We start from the raw sequence: 18,258 nt of genomic DNA on the forward strand, positions 1-18,258 counted from the left end.
AGCCTGCGCTCCGGCTACCGCAGGGTTTGCACTTCCACGGAAAGCACGGAGGGCAAATCGCGGACGATGGGCGCCCAAGTGTCGCCGCCATCGGGTGAGCAATACACTTGGCCGCCGGTGGTGCCGAAATAGATGCCGCACTTGTCGAGCGTATCAACGGCCATGGCATCGCGCAGCACGTTGACGTAGCAGTTCTGTTGCGGCAAGCCTTTGGTTAAGGCTTCCCATTCGTTGCCACCGGTTTTGCTGCGGTAGACGCGCAGTTTGCCCTCGGGCGGATAATGCTCGGAGTCGCTCTTGATCGGCACGACGTAGATGGTCTCCGGCTCGTGCGCGTGCACGTCGATCGGGAAACCGAAATCCGTCGGCAAGTTCCCGCTGACTTCGCGCCACGACTCGCCGGCATCATCGCTGCGCATCACATCCCAATGCTTCTGCATGAACAGCACGTTCGGCCGCGAGGGGTGCATGGCAATGCGATGCACACAATGGCCAATCTCGGCATCGGGGTCCGGAATGTATTGAGATTTCAAACCGCGATTGATCGGTTTCCAGGTCTTGCCCTCATCGTCGGTGCGGAACACGCCCGCCGCTGAAATGGCGCCATAGATGCGCCCGGGATTTTTTGCATCCAACAGAATCGTGTGCAGGCCCATGCCGCCGGCGCCGGGCATCCATTGCGACCCGGTGCCGTGGCCGCGCAGTCCGGCTAGCTCATGCCAGGTCTTGCCGCCGTCGGTCGTGCGAAACATTGCCGCGTCTTCGACACCGGCATAGACGGTATCCGGATCGGTGAGCGACGGCTCGAGATGCCACACGCGCTTGAACTCCCACGGATGCTGCGTGCCGTCATACCATTGATGCGTAGTCAGTGGCGCCGCAGAGGCATCATAAACAAACTTGTTGCTTTCGCCCATGGGCATGCCGTCGGGCGTGGTGGTCGGTGCGCCCGCCGGCGTGCCGGGCTGGTACCAGGTTTTGCCGCCGTCATCCGAGCGTTGGATTATTTGCCCGAACCAGCCGCTGGTCTGAGAGGTATAGATCCGGTTGGGATCAACCGGCGAGCCTTTCATGTGATAGATTTCCCAACCTGCAAAGTGCGGCCCGCTCACCTCCCATTTCCCCCGCTTGCCGTCCGCGGAAATGATGAACGCGCCCTTTTTGGTGCCGACCAAAACGCGTACTCGGCTCATGCTTGCTCCTTTCCTTGTGGGTCATGTGAATAGGTCTGCGAATTCAGTAGCGAATTTCAATAGATCTTCTCCGTGCCCGGCAGCCGAATTTGACGCACACGCACGGCGTTGGTGACGGAGTTCTCCAACAGCCAGAGCTCGCCGTTCGGCGCGGTTAATCCGCCGGTCGGCGACCACGGCTGTGATGAGTGCGCCACGATCGCAACCGCGCCCGCGCGATTGACTTTTTTCACCACGCGACTGGAATAGACCGCCACATAAACGCTTTCATCGTGATCCAGCCACAAGCCCATCAGGCTGTGCCGGTCATTCACGTGAGATTGCGCCAGGTTGCGCGCAATGGTGCTGACAGTTCCCTCCGGCGTGATGGCGCGCAAGTCGCCGGCATCGATCAAATACACGGTTCCGCCCGCACTGCACGTCATCCAGCGCACGTCGCGGAAGTCGTGCGTTTGGCAGAGATCGCTCAGCGTGCCGTCGGGCGCGCGTTGGCGAATGAGAATCTCAGCCGTGCCGCCTGCTGCCGGCGTGTTGCGCTCGGCCCAGTACATGTTGCCGGCGCCATCGCGCACGAAACTGAAGTCCCGGTAATTCTCCCGAAAACCCGGGCGAGGCGGGATCAAGCGCTCGAGTTCGCCGCTGGCGTGCAGTTTCCAGACATAGTGTCCCCATTTGTCCGTGGCCTCGCCTTCATACCACAGATGCTCGCCGTAGAGGTTGTCCTCCGCGTCGAGGCAAAGCTCGTGCGTATGCACGTTGGCGACTGCTATGGTTTTTCGCCCCTCCGGCGAGATTTTCCAAACCTGCTTGAGATCGGTGTAGAAAATCTCACCGCGGCTGTTCCGCACGATGCCGATGCCGGGATGCGCAAAAGCCGCGGCATGCAACACAAGCAAAAGGATTGGATAAAGCAATGTCTTGTGCATTCTGCGACCTCCCCTTGTCGAATTTCGTCTTCCCTTCCGGCGCGGCGGCACTTCCAGCACGCTCACAGCCTCTAGTCGTTCGAGAGCGCCCAAAATCGACAGGGCCTTCGGCTATGGCAGAAAATTCTCGGCCTGCCGAACTCAAGGAATTGCCCTTGTAAAAATAATGAGAAGCTCTTCATGCGGCCCGGCTCGCCTTCAGGATCTTCTCAATGGTGTTCCAGTTCCGGGTCGTCACCTTCCGCCCATATTCCTTTTCCAGCATGCTCATGAGATCAACCGTCTGGTAGCTCGTCAAGACACTGCACACCTCGCGGTCGTTCGCACGAATGATTCTGCAATTCTTGTCAGGAGTTTCATACGGAATCTTCAGACTGCTCTTGTTTTTCTCCGAAAGAAAGGTCACAAACAACCGCGTCTGCGGGGTGATTCTGATCCCCGCGAAAGGCGCAGCCTCGGCCAGACGCCGTAGCTCTTCAATCTTGCGGACGAGTACACCGATATCACGCCCGAAATCCGCTGCCAGCTTCTTTTCGATCTTGCTCACCAGTGTGCTCTCGCTCGCAGCGGTCGCGGTAAAAAGCACATTGCCGCTGGCCAGTAACGTTTTGACCCCGGCAAATCCCAGGGCTTCGAACGACTTCTTCAGTCTGTCCATTTTGACGATGACGCCGCCGACGTTGATGCCGCGCAGAAAAGCGACGTAATCAACCATGAAACTTCTCTCCCTTCTTGAGCATTGCCAGAATCGCCTGCATGCGCCGCGCCCGCGTTTCGGGCCGCTTGGCGGTCTGCAGCCGCCACGCGATCGCGTAGTGATTCGCCCGGTTCAGCGATTCAAAAAACGCTTTCGCCTTCTTGTCCTTCGCCAGGGCTTGGAGAAAATCCGCCGGCATCTCCATCGCCCCTTGCGGATCGTAGGCCTTGTCCCAGCGGCCGTCCTTTTTTGCCGCTTCCGCTTCTTGGAGACCGGCGGGCTTCATTCTGCCGGCGGCAGTCAGGCGGTTGACGTGTTCGATGTTTCGCTTGGACCACGGGCTTCTGGGCCGGCGCGGCGTGAAGCGGCGCAGCCACGATTTTTCATCGTAAGGATCGAGCCGGCCGTCGATCCAACCGTAACACAATGCCTCATCCAAAGCTTCGGCATACGTCACCGAGGCCACGCCTGAGTCCTTCTTGAAAAAGCGCAGCCAGATACCGTTGGAAGCCGCATGCTGCTTGGCCAGCCAGTTTGCCCAGTCTCTTTGCGACTTGAATGAAAGGATCGGCACATCCGTTTTGTGCATTGGTTCGCCTCCCTCAGGCCAGGCCTGAAAAATCCCAAGTCCTCACGTTCGCATGATTGCGGGAGATCGTACGATGCTATTGCAGCAAGATCATTTTTTTCGTTTCCCGGAATGCACCCGCACTCAAGCGGCAAAAATAGATTCCGGAAGGTACTGCGCGATCATGATCATCAGCGCCGTCCCAAACAACAGCTTTTTCACCAGCAGACTGCCGTCCCTCGACCAAGGTCCTGACCTTTCGGCCCTGCACATCGAAGACGGCCAACTCGACCGGCGTGGCCCGCGGCAAGTGATAGCGTATCTCAGTCGCAGGATTGAAAGGATTCGGGTAATTCTGTTTCAACACGAACTCCTGCGGTTTTGCGAGACGAGTATCATCAACGCGGGTCCGGCTGCCGAGCGCCATTGCCACAGCCTGCGCCACGGACAACCCCACCAACTGCTGCAATGGACCGAGCCTTGCAAGTTCGACATTCAGCGAATCGCGCAGCGAGTCGCTGGCAACAGCCCGGAGACTGTCCAAGAACGCGGACACGGAATCGATCAGGGTTTGTGTGACGAGTGCACTGCCGTCGCCCTCCAGCAGATTGCGCAGCGGCGGCTGCATCATGGCGAGGGCACGCACCGCCTGCATGCCGATAGCGCTGCGATCAAAGAGAAGCAGCGGCATCACCTCCGGCGCGGTGCGATAGTAGAGATTCACGAAGCGCGTTCCGGTTTGAGTGGCCAGCAGCGTCTCGTCCCGGAAGCGGCGGAAGAGATCGACCTCGAGGGTGTCGACGATTGCGGCGGCAATGACACTGCCGGCCGCGGTGCGCAATGCCGGCGGCGGCAGGAAAAGCGCAAGGCACTCGAGCGGGCACAGGCAAAAGTGCATGGTCACAAACGCATCGAGCGACTGGTTCAAGCCGTCCGTGATTTTGTAGAGAAAGAAATCGGTTTCGAGATTTGCGGACAACAGTCCATCATGCGAATAAGTGATACTGGTATCGTTGAACGATTCAATGGTGCCGCCAAACGCCGGTTCGCTCACGCTCAGCACGCGGATGGGATCGCCCTCGGGATCAGAATCGTTTTGAAGAACGCGCAGGGTTTTGTTGCTGTTGAAGAAATAATCCAGATAGAGATAATCATCCGCGCGCGCGACCGGCGGCTGGTTGGGCGGCGGCGTGTTGTGAATGGTCACCGTGAAATTGTCGCTACCGTGCCGGTAGATCAAATCTTGATTGGGAGGAAGCGGCGGCTGGGTGGCGCCGCGCGAGCTGAGGCGCAAAAAACCAAAGTAGAGAAAATCGCCGCCGTCGGAGAAATCAGGGTGATCACCGGAGCCGTCGAGCGCCGTGAAGCTGCTGGCGGTCAAACCGGTTAGGGTTCCGCTGTGCCACAAAGTATCGGCAACCACCTGCAAAAAAACGTTGGCGCGAAAAATTCTGCCGGATTGCCGGATAGCCGGAAAGCTGCGAATGAACGCCTGATTCCAGGGCAAATCGAGCAGTCTGATGTCCTCGGCATAGTCAATGTGGTCGATCGCCTCCAAGGGGAGATATGCATCGCCGTCATAGATGTGTGTGACTTCGACTCGCGTCAAATCACTGGGGCCCGGCGGCGCCGGCAGGATGTGCTCCATGAAACGAAAGGCGCCGGGATTGCCGCCGGTGGTTCGCTGCGTGTGAGTCTCGCTCGCACCGAAGGTTGTGACTACCGTCTCACTCCAGTTGGCGGGCGGGTAGGTGCTGTCGGAGATGACGGTTTGACCGTGAAGGGCGCAGCAAACCAAGAGGAGGAAAACCAGGGGCGGCGCAAAGCAGGCGTTTTCAACTCGCATGTCGCGACCTCCTTTTGAGTCTTTCAAGATTTAATCGCATAACATGGCGCCGGGTTCCGGCGCGTCCCACTGCCACAAAGCCCGCTTTTTTGAAGGCACTCACAAATCCCATAAGCGGCTGGCCCCGTCTTGCTGGTTGGCTTCTTCTGGCGTGGCGCGCCAGCCATGCACCAACAATACTTGGGCCCGCCGCGGCTTGCGAAGAGTCTCACAAAGTCATTCAAGCGCTGGCGATCGACTTCGTGAAAGACGATTCGCCACAGTTTATCATTCATCGCGGGTGCGGAATTCACGTCAGGTTTTGTCCCTCGCCGGGCAGACGGCAAGGCCACGGATTTCAACACACCCGAGTGCTGCCGTGGCATTTCAGAAAGTTCCTTCATCTGCGGAAGGGCCATAAATGGAGGGCACCGGTATGTCGTTGAGACGCATGTAGACAGTCAGTTGTCCGCGGTGATGCACGAGATGGTTTATGGATGAGCCAACGATTTCTCCGGCAGGAGAGCTGAGCAGCACCTGACCCTGGTGTTTGAGAAAAAAAGTCTTGTCCAGTTCCTGGTCGGTAACTTTGGCCAGTGCACTACTCGAGCCTTCAAGATTTTCATCAAAATGATTCACCAATTCCGCCGTAGTTTTGGGCTGAAAACGTCCAAATGTGGCAAAGTCGATTTCACCCTTCTCGACGATGTAAGTTATCCATCTTGGGATTTCGGCAACCAGCAGGGCGAGATACCCCATGGTCATGGATTTCTCATGCGGCTTCCAGCCAAACCGGCTCTCCGGTATGCGTTCCAGACATTTGCGTGTGGCAGGAGCTTCGGCCTTCAGTTCTTGCAGAAACGCTGAACCTCGCGTCAATTCAGTCATATGTTATCCTCCTTGAGGCCCGGCGTTGGCAAACCAAGTCCATCGCGATAAAACTGCAATGCTCGCTGCAGATCGGCAACGCCGAGCGTGATGAAACTGATTCGCGGTTTCATGCGGTCATTCCGATTTGGCGGGATGGCGATAGAACGTCTTGGCGACGATCTTCCAGCCCTCGTCGAATTTGTAGAGTGAAATGTAATCAGTGAAGGTGTGTTTGCCGTCGCGATAAAGCGCCACCTTCACGACCGCCGCGCTGCCGGTCACCTCGACCAGCGGGAATTCTGCTTTGATTTCCGGCCGGGCTTTGTTTGCGCCTTTTGCCTGCGCGGCTGCAATGCGGGTAATCCATTCATCACGCGTCACTTTATTGATCTTGCTGCCCTCTTGCACGAACATGATGAACTCCGCGTGAAAGCCCCGGCGCATGGCCTCACCGTCAGGATGGGCGTGCACGCCCTGGACGTAGGCCTCTTCCACGACTTTGATCACCGCCTGTTTATCATCTTGATTCCGGGCGAATGCACTCAGGAGGGCCACCAGCACCATGACAATTGAACCCTGCAGGACTCTTGCTTTCATTGTTTGATCTCCATGTTTTGAGTAGTTGCACAACGTTGAGTCTTGTAGTGGAAAATTTCGATCCTACCCAACTCTCGTCGCGATCCACCACGTCGTCCCGCCGGCCTCCTTGACGCCGCCGCGTTTGTCTTCGTCATCTTGCTTTACCGGCGCTTGCACCGGGACAGCGCCGGCCTCCAAAGCACGTTGGTAGATCGCATCAACCTCCGCCACATAAATATGCACATGCGCCGGAACCGGCGGCCAGCCTTCGACACTCTCGGCAATCATCACGACCGTGTCATCAATGCGAACCTCAGCGTGCATAATTCTTCCGGCGGAATCCGTGAAGCGGCGCAGCTCAACCGCGCCGAAGACGCGTTTGAGAAATGCAATGCTGTCGCTTGCGCCTTTGACAATGAGATAAGGTGAAACGGAATTGTAGCGGTTCGGCTTGTACGATGTGCTCATGGGTTCTCCTCCGTGCCGGAAGGCCGCTACGGCTTGATGATTTGCTCCCTGCCCTCGCGGCTCACGATCTTCACAAAATTGCCCCGGTGTTTGGTGGAGGCCACTTCGACACCGCCGTCCGCGTCATCCGAAAGGCCAAGGGCCGAGCCTGCTTCCGTGGCCGTGATCTTGACAAGCGGACCGCTGTGCGGATCAGTCAGCCGCAAAACCACCGTCTCCGGATAGGTGCGTGAATCAATCGTGACCGCCGGCTCCACGGTGATGCTCGCCCGCACCCGGCCGCTGCTGTCCACGATTTCAAGCGCGCGGCCGCGCAGCACCGGCGCGATATTCTGCGCCCGGGCGGAAAGATTCTGCGCCATCAAGAGCACGAGCAGCACGAGATTCATCAACGTGAGGACGACTCCAAATCGGTGCGCTTTCACCACACTCTCTCCTTTCTGGCAAGATCGTTACGCCAAGGTCAAGCCGCGGGCGCATCGATGAGATGCCCGCCCAGCGCGAAACGTTCAATCGTGCGAACGTTGGGAAAGCGCGCCAGATTGCATCGCGCCTGATGCCCGCTGCGCTTGACTGCGATGGTTCTCCGGCCTCCGCCCTTTCCGGCGCAAGGCCTTTGCCGTCACCGGGTCGAACCGGCGCAGCAGTTGCCCCCGAATCTCGCAATCCTCGCCCGCGCAGATTCAAGTCGAAACCATTCTTCAAGAGCACAATAAGGCTTGGGACAAGTCGTGCCGAGTGAAGCGCATCGCGCAAAACAGAGAAGCTTCACCAGCCATGGGGTCACAGCGCTGCTCATATCCAACAGATAGTGGTGGTGCAGAGCGCTGAGTCAAATCGTAGTCATTCAGGAGGGATTTCCAGTGGTCTCAAGCGCGCTTGGGCGAGGCGGCATGAGAAAAAACATGCAGAAGATAACAGAAGCTACTGACAACCCTATGTCAGCAGCGGCGAAGATATTCACCTGCGCACCGGTTTCGGCAAACTGCAGACCTCACCAGCGGAGCATAAATCCAGCCGGCACGCCAAGCCGTATCTTGCCTCGAGCCATGTATCGCAGCAGTTCGAAATGCGGAAATCCGTCATGCCCGGCGGTGCAGTGGCGGGATGCGGCTTTCGGTTTTGCGTGTGTTTGCCCGCTTGGCCTGCTGGCTGGTGTTTGCCGTCAACACTCGGCTCTTCACGCGTTGACCAAAACTCTGGACCACAAACAAAATGAGAAGCAGACTCAGCGTTGCCCTTCAAAAATTGCATCCGGCCTCCACGGCAACAGAAGCCCCGGTGCCCAACCAGGCCTGGGCATTCGTTTGGCTGGCAGCAAAGGATGCAATTCCAATTCCGGCAGGCGAGAGAATAATTTCCTGCCTTCCTGTCTTGGCAGTAAGATTTGGTTCCGGCATGTTCTGGTCGTGGCGTATCATGCTGACGGCCTCAGCGCCGGCAGGTTGACGCCTTTGTTGATCGACCACAGTGCGAGCGCCACTTCACACTCCAACATTGCCCGCCACAGCAGCCCGATCGTCGCGCTCGAGAAAGGGCGTCACTCCCCACACGAATGCCGAGAAACAAGTGAACAGCGCGAGCCACACGCCAATGCGCCTCGCCCTTGCGTGCGCGGCAATGTTTGCGAGCTTGGCCGCGATCCCCTCTGCGCTGGTTGCCCGGCCGGTGAGAACCACGCGGGTGATGCTGGCCGCAAGGTGGCAGAGAAAGGTATAACCGGCGAGCCTGGCATTTGTTCTATTGATCATGTGCCTCGTTTCCTTTGGCAGGTGCTGCCCGGAACGACAGCGCCACAACGATCGCTACATTGCCTTTGCGCCGGCCCGCTCTTGCCAGCGTTGAACGTCCACGCCCTTCCTGAGCAGCCAAAAAATCAGCACGGCTGCCACCAACAGGGCGAAGGGGGCAACAAAAGGAAACAGACGATAGCCGAGTGGCGGATACAAAAAGGTCAGCCAGCCCACACCCGCAAGGGCCGACAACCCGCCGATGATCCGTGGCAGGAAGGTAGACCTGAACATGAGATAACCATTCAGGCTTGTGGAAAATCCGAAAAACGCCAGGGCAAGCGCAGCGCCCTGGTCATTCAATTTGAGAAAGAGCAGTGCCAGCGCCTGCAACTGCTCCGGCTGAAATGCAGTCATGTCGTGCGTGCCGCCCAGCACGAGCAGGGGAGCAAGGTAGAAGAGACGGCTCAGGGTCTTGATCACGCAGCCGGTGAGGCTCCAACACGCCGCCAGCAAAGCGAGACTGCTGCTCACCGGCTTGAGCAGAATATAGAAAAGCGCCGTCATCGCGACTTGGCACGCCATTTCGAGGAGGTAGATCGAGAATCCCAACTCAAACAGGCGCTTGTGCGCCAGGAGGTTGGCTGCCGTGGCCGCGGCGTCACCGTACACAACGAGCTGGCCGCTGATGAAAAGCTGCGCGCAGATGCCCGCCAGGATGGTGAGCAGATAGAACAAACCGGTCGTCCTGGCCAACCGGCGTGGCGAGGATTCCAATGCTCGGGGCACCATTTGATTTTCTCCCAACGAAGTATTCGTAGATTGGCCTCACGACCGCGAGCCAGGCGACATCGACGAGGCCAGGAAACACCGGCCTCGCCTTGATTCATATCAATCCGAGGTTGTACTCAGCGGCCGGGAGCGGCGGCGACTGATTCGGCCGGGGGCTGCGGCTTTGCCCCCATAATCAGCAGCCACAACGGGAACGCCGCCTCTCCGAAGAGGGCGGGAAAGGTGATCTTGTTGACGATCGCCAAGTACTGCGGCCACAGCATCCCCGTGAAACTGATGATGACATAGGCGACTCCATTGACGATCAGCCAGAGGCCCAAGAAGCGGGGCAAAAAGCCGGAACGAAAAACCAGCAGTCCGAGGGGAAAGAGCCACAGCCCCCAAAAGAGTTCGATGGGAAAAATGGCCTTGTTGTTCGGATCGAGAAGCACCATGGCCAGCGCGTCCCGCTGCGCTTTGTCGAAAGCGGACCCCAAACTCTCGCCGCGCAAGAGTTCCAGAGCGGAGATCTGATTCATCGCGTCGTGAATGCCGACCGGAACCTGGACGAGAACCAGGATCACCATGAGCGCGGCATGTTGCGGGTTCACTGGTTTGAGCAGCCGGTAGAGGGCCAGGGCAACGAAAAGAAAAAGGACCGAGGAGAGCAGACTGTTCACCGTGTGGATATTGAAGAGCGATTGCGAGGCGAGAATATTGGCGGCGGTGGCGGCGGCATCGCCGCGCACCATCAGCCTGCCGGGAACATAGATGAGACTGAAGACGCCTGAGGGTATCATGAGGAGGTACAACAATCCCGCGCCTCGTGCCCTCTTTGCGGTTGAATTCATCCTTGTCTCCTTATTGTCGTGCGACTTGGTCACTCGGATCACTGACAGCAACGCCAGAGTGGGATCACGGATGCGAATGTGCGCCGGACAGCGCGGCTTGGTCAGCGGGCGGGCCGACCGGCACAATCATGCCATTTTCCTGCCGCTCGAGGGCCAAGCCGGGGGGAGAAGAACGTTTCTGTCTGGTTTGCCAGTTCTCCGCTCCGGGAGGCGCGGCGGCTCATCGCATGCTGCCCAGCGGGATGCAGGCTGTGCCCGCAGAATACATGGCTGATTGGCTCAACGCGATATCGTGCTCGTGCCATTTCGCGCGGATTTCCCATGACACGGGTCTTGAGCGTATACGGCATCATCTGAACAATTGGCTGCGGGAAAATAGTGCCGCAGCGCGCCAAAGTCAAACTTGAAATTTGCGACCATCGAAGCGGTTGCTTGGTGATGCCAGTCGGAAAGCCGTAAAGGTTGGAACCAACGCAGCTCGCGTAGCTTTCGCATCTTGATCGCTCGAGGTTCTCAAACTACGCAGCCGCCCGCGCTCCGCTACCTCCGCCTAAGGCGCAACTTATCCCCCGGCGGCTGGATCTGTTTCAACCTCAGTTGTCCCGCCACCTGGATCATGCCGTCGGCGAATGTACGCAGAGGGGTGAGCTCGTGGCCGATGCCACATTAAAAATCGATTTTGGACGCGCCGGCCCCCGGCAGAGCAGTGTTCTCTTAACCTGCCAAGTTGGAGAACAAATTGGTGAAGCCGGACAAGTGACTCTAGCGCATGAGCAAGAGCTTGGTCTGCGCGCTGAACGAAGCCGACCGCAGCACGCACAGGTAGACGCCGCTCGCCATCGGCAAACCCTGATCATCTCTTGCATCCCACACGAAGCTATGCTGGCCCGCGGCCATCTCGCCACTAACCAACTCACGCACGCTTTGTCCAGCCAGGGTGTAGATCACGAGGGCGACGTGCTCGGCTTTTTGCAGCTTGAAGCCAATTCGAGTCGTGGGATTGAACGGATTGGGGTAGTTCTGCAACAGCCCGTAGCCGGCTGCGTCCGTCTGATCACCATGGAACGCGAGCGCCTCAGACTCGGATGCTTTCGGCAGATTTCCCGCTCCCGGCAGAGTCCCGGGCGAGTCATGGTGCAGAAACAAACAATCGCGTTCCACCACGATTTCGTTGGCGCAAATCGCGCCGCGCAGTTGGCTGTTTTTGGCGAGCGCGACGGCCGCATTCGGTGCGATCAGGTTGCCCAGAAAGTACGCTTCTTTTCCGATATTCACAGCCGTGCTCTGCAACGTGAAGAAGGTCACCAGCTCGCTATCGCTCTCGCCATTCGGCAACAGGCGAATCTCCACTTCCTTGCCCAATTGCAGATTGCTGACGACGTTGATATTCACCGGCGCGCCACTGGCAAGATCAGTCGCGATCACTGCCGTCGAGCCGGGATAGCGCAGCTCGTTAATGAAATATTCGCCGCTGGTAAGCTGCAGTGTGCCGCCGCTGTTGAGGGTAACAATGCCATACGAACCCGGCGCCAGCGCGAGCGCACCATTTTGCGGCACGGTTTGGTTCAAGCCGCCGGCGCTGTAGCTCTTGCTCGGCAACGGTTCGATGGCAACCGGCCCCACGCTGATCACGCCGTTGACCGTTCCGGCATTGCTGACCGCGAGCGATGACTTGACGTTGCCGTTGATGGTATTGTCTTTTTGAATCGTGAGCGCGCCCACCGCGGTGAGATTGGAGTTGTATGTGCTGGGATCGCCTTTTTCCACCAGCAGTGTGCCGTTGGAATGAATGTTGCCGGCCGGCGTGTGTTGCTTGGTACGCTTGAGCGTCACTTTGTTGGCGAGAAAGACAAAAGGGTTGCACACGGCGGCGTCAGTCACTTTCATCACAAACACATCGCGCTGACCATGAGGCGTTGCCTGGAAGGCATTCAGAGTCGGGAGATCAGTTGAAAACGTCAAGCCGGTCATGTAAGCGGCACCGTGAACATCCACAGCGAGGCCGGTGGGCCGGTCCTCGGCAGTGCCGCCGAAATAAGTGGCATACACCAAAGCCGAACCCGCCGGATTCAACTTGGCAAGGATGCCATCATAAACGCCACCGGCGAAAGTCGATTGCATCGGATTAGCGGTGGGAAAGTCAGATGACAGCGTCCAGCCCGCCACATAAACACTGCCCGTACCGTCGACGGCCAGGTCACGAGCATATTCGTCCAGGCTGCCGCCGAGGAACGTGGAATAGACGAGCGCCGAGGCCGTGGCATTCAATTTCACAACCATGGCATCGCGGCCGCCGGCCAGCGCCGGCTGCAACGCATTCGCCGTCGGAAAATCCGGCGAGGCCGTTTGTCCCGTCACATACAAATTGCCGCTGGCATCTCTCGCGATATCCGTGCCGATATCGTCAGCGCTGCCGCCGAGAAAAGTGGAATAGGCCAGAGCCGCTGTACTCGGATTCAACTTCGTGATAAAGACGTCCTGCAAGCCAGCCCAAGTTGGCTGCAAGGCATTCGCAACCGGAAAGTCCGGTGAATCCGTCACGCCGGTCAGATAGGCGTTGCCGGCGTTATCGACAAAGATACCTTGTGCTGAATCGCGAGCGTTGCCGCCCAGATAAGAGGAATAGACCAGCGTCGAACCCGTTGCATTGAACTTGGTGACAAAAGCGTCAGTGGCGCCGCCGGCGTAGAGCGGCTGTTGCGCATTCACCGTGGGAAAATTCGGCGAATCCGTCACGCCGGCGACATGGACATTGCCCGTCGCATCCGCAAAGATGGCGTTGCCATAGTCGACTGTTCCGGTGCCGCCGAGAAAAGTGGAAAAGACGAGTGCAGACCCGGCGGGGTTCAGTTTGAAGACGACGGCGTCGACATCGCCGCCGCCAAAAGCCGGTTGCGCGGGATTCATCAGGGGAAAATCGGAAGATTGGGCCCATCCGGAAACATAAGCGTTGCCGGCGGCGTCCACGGTAATGTCGAAACCTGCTTCGCGCCGGGTGCCGCCGAGATAAGTGGAGTAGACGAGCGCGGTGCCGGAGGGATTGAGCTTGGTCACGAAAATGTCCTGGTCGAGACAAACGCAAACCGGCTGCAAAGCATTCGCCACCGGGAAGTCCAGCGAGCTGGTGAATCCCGTGATATAGGCGCTGCCCGCGCCGTCCACGGCGATCGCGTTGCTGATATCCTGATCGCTGCCGCCGAGAAAAGTGGAGTAAATGAGAATCGGATCAATGACGAGAGGCGCGCTCATGTCATAAGCCTCGACATGAAAGCCGACGTGCGGCAAGCCATTACCTTCGTCATCGTCTGCCGCGCTCGCGAGCAGCTTGTAGCCGCCGGAAATCTCCTGGCGAATGCCCTCCTGCTCCTGATAGATGATGGGCTTGTGCATGCGCACTTGCGCATCGGCGACGTGCATCACCAAGTCGGCTTGCGAATCCACTTCGAGTTCATCCACGCCGGCAAATCCCAGCTTGATCGCGGCCGGATCCGCGCCCGGTGCCACGATGAAGTCGTACTCCAATTCTTGCTGATTGCCGTAATAAACCAGATCGACGCCAGGATATATCGCGTGGTATTTGATCTTGGCGTAGGTGGCAACGTTGGTCCGCCAGTGGGTGGGATCATTGCCCTTGAGCTGGTTGATCTTGCCGGGCAATTGCTCCAATCCCTGTATGCGAGGCGCCGGATTCGCGCCGGCAAGCTCCAAACGAATGACGCTGGCGGCTCGTGGTTCGTCGCTCGTCGTCGCGACCATTTGTGATTTCTTTGGCGCCGCAATTGACAACTGCTCACTGAAAACTGACAACTGCTCACCGCCCACGGGCTTTTGCAGCGAGAACACGGCTTCTTGCGTGGTCAAGAACAGGGCATAGCCCTTACCGCGCGCCGTGAACCGGACCTCTTCCGCGGTTTGTCCCTGGTTGGCTGCGAAGCACAGCGGCAGCTTGCCGTAAGCTTCTGCAAGCTCGGCCTTGCCGGACGAATTCGCGTTCGTCGGGACGACCGGCTGGTCCTGAAAAAATCTCTTGGGCAGCAGGCCTGCAAAGAGAAGCAGAACAAGCGCCACCACTGAGATGCTGGTCCAGGTTGGTTTGGCATTCATGACTGGCTCACCTCGGTTCTTCTGCAGGACGGTTGACCGGCACAATGGCGACGGCAACACAAACCGCTGTCACTGCAACTCTTGACAACCATCTGCGAGCGATTGCCCGGTCACTTGAGACGTCCGCGCCTGCAAACATCGCGCTGCCACAGTGATCGGTCAGTTGTTTGTGGGAAGCAGCAGATGATTTCACTTCGTCAAAAGCAATTTCTTCGTCTGCGTAAAGCCCTTGGCTTCCAAACGATAGAGATAGAAACCGGAAGCCAGCGAGCTCGCGTCCCAATTGACTTTGTACGTGCCTGCCGGGACCTGCTGATCAACGAGCGTGGCGACTTCTGCTCCGAATGTGTTGTACACTTTCAGGCGAACAGGACTGTCACGCGGCACGGAAAATTGGATCGTCGTCACCGGATTGAAGGGGTTGGGATAGTTTTGTTCGAGCGCATAACTTTTTGGCAAAGTCGTGATTTCTGCAGTACTGAAAGCGGCCTTGGGTGCGGAAGCCATGTTGATGGCATCAATAATAGCCTGGGCTTGCGCAATCAGCGCAGCGGCCTCAGTTTCCGTGATCGCCTTGCCGCGTTGTGCGGTGACTTGGTTGATGAAAGTATTCAGTTCGGAGACCGCCTTTTTAGGCTCGTCGTTTTGCAGATATGCTTGGATTTGACCCAATTTGGTGAGCCAAGCATTCTTGATCCCTTTATCAGTATCCTTGATGTTCAATGAAGTGACCGTTGTGATCAGATCACTGATGGCGTCTTCTGCCGACTTCACTGTGATAACAACAACATCTGTAGCTGTTCCGCCTTTGCCATCGGCAACGGTCAACTCGATATCATGAATGCCAACGCCGAGAGTGACTTGCGAGGTCGCGCTATTACTTTCTGCGGCGATGACGTTGCCGTTTTCTTTCCAAGTATAGGTAAGTGGATCATTGTTCGGATCGCTGGAACCGGCGCCACTGAGGGTGATTTGAGCAGAACCGGTCGCGGTAATGACCGTCTGATCTGGTCCGGCATTGGCTGTGGGTGGCGTGTTCAAAACATACCTGCCAAAATATGAAGAGGGTTTGCCGCCTGCGGTGGTGAAGCTGCCTCCCACATACAGATGGTTGCCACTCACAGCAATGGCATGGACACCACCATTCGTTCCGCTACCGAGCGCCGACCAACTCGTGCCGTTCCATTTGGCAATACGGTTTGCCGGGACTTCCCCTGCGATTGTGAAGTAACCTCCCGCATACACCTCGCTTCCGTAAACGGCGATAGCCCGGACAGTACTATTCGTTCCGCTTCCCAGGGTAGACCAATTCGTGCCGTCCCATTTGGCAATATTTTTCGCTGCAACTCCCCCCGCTGTGGCGAAGTAACCTCCCGCATACACCTCACTGCCGCTGACAGCGATGGCATAGACAGGCCCATTCATTCCGTCTCCCAGCGCCGACCAACTCGTGCCGTTCCATTTCGCAATACTGTTTGCTGGAATTCCTCCCGCAGTGGTGAAGTAACCTCCTGCATACACTTCGCCGCCGCTGACAACGATGGCATAGACATTCCCATTCATTCCGCTACCCAGCGCCGACCAACTTGTGCCATTCCATTTCGCAATATAGTTTGCCGGAACTCCCCCCGCAGTGCTGAAGTGACCTCCCGCATACACTTCGCTGCCACTGACAGCGATTCCCAGTACCCTGAAATACGTTCCACTACCGATTCCACTTCCCAGTGCCGACCAACTCGTGCCGTTCCATTTCGCAATATTGTTTGCCGGAACGCCACCCGCTGTCGTGAAAAACTGGCCTCCCGCATACACCTCGTTGCCACACACAGCGATGGCATCGACGGAACTATAGTATTCGCCCATTCCGCTTCCCAACGCCGACCAACTCGTGCCATCCCATTCTGCAATACGGTCTGCCAGAACTGGCCCTGCAGTTGTGAACCCGCCTCCCGCATACGCCTCGCTGCTGTTCATGGCGAGGGCATTGACAACACCATTGACCCCATTTTGACTTGAAGCATGTAGCCTAGACCAATTCGTACCGTTCCATTTTGCGATATCGTTTGCCACAACGTTGCTTCCGGTGGTGAGGTAACCTGCTGCATAAACCTCACTATTGCTGATGGCGATGGAAAAAACATTACTGTTCATTCCACTGCCCAGCGTCGACCAACTCGTGCCGTTCCATTTCGCAATATGGTTCGCCGGATCTCCCCCCGCTGCCGTGAACATGCCACCCGCATAGACCTGGCTGCCGCTGACAGCGATGGCAAAGACATAATAATTCGTTCCGCTACCCAGCGCCGACCAACTCGTGCCGTTCCATTTCGCAATATGGTTCGCCGGAACTCCCCCAGCGGTGGTGAACCAGCCTCCGGCATACACCTCGCTGCCACTGATAGCAATGGCATGGACCTCACCGAACGACCCCATTCCGCTACCCAGGGCGGACCAACCCGTGCCGTCCCATTTTGCAATGTGATTTGCCACAACTCCCCCTGCTGTGTAGAAGCGGCCTCCCGCATAGACCTCGCTGCCGCTGACAACGATGGCATAGACGTTTCCACTAGCAAATGTACTGCCATCTCCACTCATACCGCTACCCAGCCCCGACCAACTCGTGCCATTCCATTTCGCAATGCCGGATGCCCAAACAGGCCCTGCCTTCGTGAACCAACCTCCCGCATACACCTCACTGCTGCTGACAGCGATTGCATAGACTCTGCTATTCATTCCGCCACCCAGCGCCGACCAACTCGTGCCGTCCCATTTCGCAATGTTGTTCACCAGAACTCCCCCCGCGGCGCCGAAGTCGCCGCCCGCATAGACCTCGCTGCCGCTGACGGTGATGGCATAGACGTCTCCACTTATTCCGCTACCCAGCGGCGACCAACTCGTGCCGTCCCATTTCGCAATATTGTTTGCGACAACTCCTCCTGCTGAGGTGAACCGCCCTCCTGCATACACCTCGCTGCCGTTCACGGCGATGGCATAGACATGGCCATTTGGCCCGGGTGTGGCGAATCGATCATCCCAGTTCTCGTCACCAGTTGCGGCCATGACCTGGACCATACCGGCTGTTTGTTGTGCAGCGTTTGCAGGCACAAAGCGCGGCTCGCCATTCGGGCCAGTCGTCATTTGCCAGCCTGCCGGATCCACGCTGCCGCGGAAACCGCGTTCGAGATTGAGCGTGCCGTCGTGGTTGAGCAACTGCTCCAGCGGCAACTTGGGTTGAGTCAATTCTTGCTGGTCTTGCGCCAGCACGCCATTGCCCAGGGCAAATGCCAAGAGCCAGCACAGACACAGCGTCAAAAGCCAATGCGTTTTCATGATTTGTTTCCTCTTTGCTAGTGAGGGTACTTTGGGGACGCACCCATTTTTTTTGAATTCGGCTGTTTCTGCCAAAATAATGTTGGAACAAGCCACTTCAATTTTAACACAAAACTCATACCTGCCAGCAAGCCGTATTACCGCCGGTGCCACGCCCGCCCAAGTCATTATTAAAAATGGAGGCACCGCAAGATCGGGCTGGCATTTTTCGGCGGCAAAAACTCAATCGCTGGGTCAAATAACCCAGAACGACAGCAAAGACCGTGGTAAGTCACTCACTGTGTCAAAACTCGTTATCTCCAATCACGCCAAGTGACCGGTCACTTCGAGTGATCGGTCAGTGACG

The 18,258-nt window shown here is 57.6% G+C and carries 16 protein-coding genes and 1 pseudogene; 1 reads left to right on the forward strand and 16 read right to left on the reverse strand.

The window, feature by feature from the left end; all coding sequences use genetic code 11:
* Positions 1-14: 14 nt before the first annotated feature.
* The 16 genes and pseudogenes from L6R21_12465 to L6R21_12540 all read right to left on the reverse strand — a co-directional run bounded on the left by L6R21_12465 (position 15) and on the right by L6R21_12540 (position 17,912).
* A complete protein-coding gene (locus tag L6R21_12465; protein ID MCK6560000.1) occupies positions 15-1,193 on the reverse strand; it encodes an exo-alpha-sialidase in 1,179 nt (392 codons plus the stop codon).
* A 56-nt stretch (positions 1,194-1,249) separates the two neighbouring features.
* Positions 1,250-2,119 carry a hypothetical protein gene (locus L6R21_12470; GenBank protein MCK6560001.1) on the reverse strand — a complete coding sequence of 290 codons (870 nt, stop codon included), beginning with the start codon at positions 2,117-2,119 and terminating at the stop codon, positions 1,250-1,252.
* Positions 2,120-2,297: 178 nt separating this feature from the next.
* Complete coding sequence (locus L6R21_12475) at positions 2,298-2,777, reverse strand: DUF1697 domain-containing protein (GenBank protein ID MCK6560002.1); 480 nt, start codon at positions 2,775-2,777, stop codon at positions 2,298-2,300.
* A 49-nt stretch (positions 2,778-2,826) separates the two neighbouring features.
* Positions 2,827-3,405, reverse strand: a complete 579-nt coding sequence (locus tag L6R21_12480) for a YdeI/OmpD-associated family protein (protein MCK6560003.1) — start codon at positions 3,403-3,405, stop codon at positions 2,827-2,829.
* Positions 3,406-3,481: 76 nt separating this feature from the next.
* Positions 3,482-5,230 carry an Ig-like domain-containing protein gene (locus tag L6R21_12485; GenBank protein MCK6560004.1) on the reverse strand — a complete coding sequence of 583 codons (1,749 nt, stop codon included), beginning with the start codon at positions 5,228-5,230 and terminating at the stop codon, positions 3,482-3,484.
* Positions 5,231-5,596: 366 nt separating this feature from the next.
* A complete protein-coding gene (locus tag L6R21_12490) occupies positions 5,597-6,097 on the reverse strand; it encodes a DinB family protein (protein MCK6560005.1) in 501 nt (166 codons plus the stop codon).
* A gap of 14 nt (positions 6,098-6,111) precedes the next feature.
* A pseudogene (locus L6R21_12495) lies at positions 6,112-6,210 on the reverse strand (VOC family protein).
* Between the two features lie 4 nt (positions 6,211-6,214).
* A complete protein-coding gene (locus L6R21_12500; protein ID MCK6560006.1) occupies positions 6,215-6,676 on the reverse strand; it encodes a nuclear transport factor 2 family protein in 462 nt (153 codons plus the stop codon).
* A 63-nt stretch (positions 6,677-6,739) separates the two neighbouring features.
* Positions 6,740-7,126, reverse strand: coding sequence for a VOC family protein (locus L6R21_12505; protein MCK6560007.1), 387 nt, complete (start codon positions 7,124-7,126; stop codon positions 6,740-6,742).
* Positions 7,127-7,152: 26 nt separating this feature from the next.
* Positions 7,153-7,551 (reverse strand): hypothetical protein, encoded by a 399-nt coding sequence (locus L6R21_12510; GenBank protein MCK6560008.1) that lies wholly within the window; start codon positions 7,549-7,551, stop codon positions 7,153-7,155.
* 816 nt (positions 7,552-8,367) lie between these two features.
* A complete protein-coding gene (locus L6R21_12515) occupies positions 8,368-8,547 on the reverse strand; it encodes a hypothetical protein (protein ID MCK6560009.1) in 180 nt (59 codons plus the stop codon).
* Between the two features lie 63 nt (positions 8,548-8,610).
* Positions 8,611-8,877, reverse strand: a complete 267-nt coding sequence (locus L6R21_12520; protein ID MCK6560010.1) for a hypothetical protein — start codon at positions 8,875-8,877, stop codon at positions 8,611-8,613.
* A 54-nt stretch (positions 8,878-8,931) separates the two neighbouring features.
* Complete coding sequence (locus tag L6R21_12525; GenBank protein MCK6560011.1) at positions 8,932-9,648, reverse strand: DUF4386 domain-containing protein; 717 nt, start codon at positions 9,646-9,648, stop codon at positions 8,932-8,934.
* A gap of 116 nt (positions 9,649-9,764) precedes the next feature.
* A complete protein-coding gene (locus tag L6R21_12530) occupies positions 9,765-10,442 on the reverse strand; it encodes a DUF4386 domain-containing protein (protein MCK6560012.1) in 678 nt (225 codons plus the stop codon).
* A gap of 798 nt (positions 10,443-11,240) precedes the next feature.
* Positions 11,241-14,582: an SBBP repeat-containing protein gene (locus tag L6R21_12535; protein MCK6560013.1), complete on the reverse strand. Its 3,342-nt coding sequence runs from the start codon at positions 14,580-14,582 to the stop codon at positions 11,241-11,243.
* A 189-nt stretch (positions 14,583-14,771) separates the two neighbouring features.
* Complete coding sequence (locus L6R21_12540) at positions 14,772-17,912, reverse strand: T9SS type A sorting domain-containing protein (GenBank protein MCK6560014.1); 3,141 nt, start codon at positions 17,910-17,912, stop codon at positions 14,772-14,774.
* On the opposite strand from L6R21_12540, the gene L6R21_12545 reads away from it, so the two are divergent.
* A complete protein-coding gene (locus L6R21_12545; protein MCK6560015.1) occupies positions 17,911-18,228 on the forward strand; it encodes a hypothetical protein in 318 nt (105 codons plus the stop codon). The two genes, L6R21_12540 and L6R21_12545, sit on opposite strands and share 2 nt — an antisense overlap.
* Positions 18,229-18,258: the final 30 nt, after the last annotated feature.

It is taken from the genome of bacterium (assembly GCA_023150945.1).
In the GTDB taxonomy this organism is placed as follows: Bacteria; Zhuqueibacterota; Zhuqueibacteria; order Zhuqueibacterales; family Zhuqueibacteraceae; genus Coneutiohabitans.